Origin of the sequence: Acinetobacter sp. USHLN143, assembly GCF_037145695.1 — a bacterium.
GTDB lineage: Bacteria > Pseudomonadota > Gammaproteobacteria > Pseudomonadales > Moraxellaceae > Acinetobacter > Acinetobacter fasciculus.
Map to the genome: position 1 here is coordinate 1 of NZ_JBBCWZ010000212.1, position 493 is coordinate 493.

1 pseudogene is annotated in these 493 nt (G+C 40.8%); it reads left to right on the forward strand.

The window, feature by feature from the left end:
* Window positions 1-493: pseudogene (locus WFH18_RS17740) on the forward strand (IS3-like element ISAba22 family transposase); the annotation flags it as partial.

The window sequence follows — 493 nt, forward strand, 5'->3', positions numbered from 1 at the left end:
CAAATACTTACAAGCTCAGGGCATAAAAATGAGTATGTACGCTGTACGTCAGATAAAAGCGCTGAACCACCTGTATTGTAAGCGACACAAGCGTTTTAAAAGGACTACGAATAGTGACCATAATCGAGCGATCTATGAAAACCTGCTGGAGCAACAATTCTCAATGACTAGACCAAATCAAGCATGGTCAAGTGATATTACGTACATATGGACTGTTGAAGGATGGCTGTACTTAGCAGCGGTAAAAGACCTTTACACGAAGCAAGTGGTTGGCTATAGCTTAAATGAGCGCATGACAGCACAGCTTGTTTGTAATGCGCTAAATATGGCTATTCACAATCAAAAACCAACCAAAGAACTGATTGTGCATTCAGACAGAGGAAGTCAATATTGCAGCCATGAATATCGAAATATACTTGAGCAATATGGTTTTCAAGGTTCAATGAGCAAGCGCGGAGACTGTTACGATAATGCACCGATTGAAAGCTTTTGG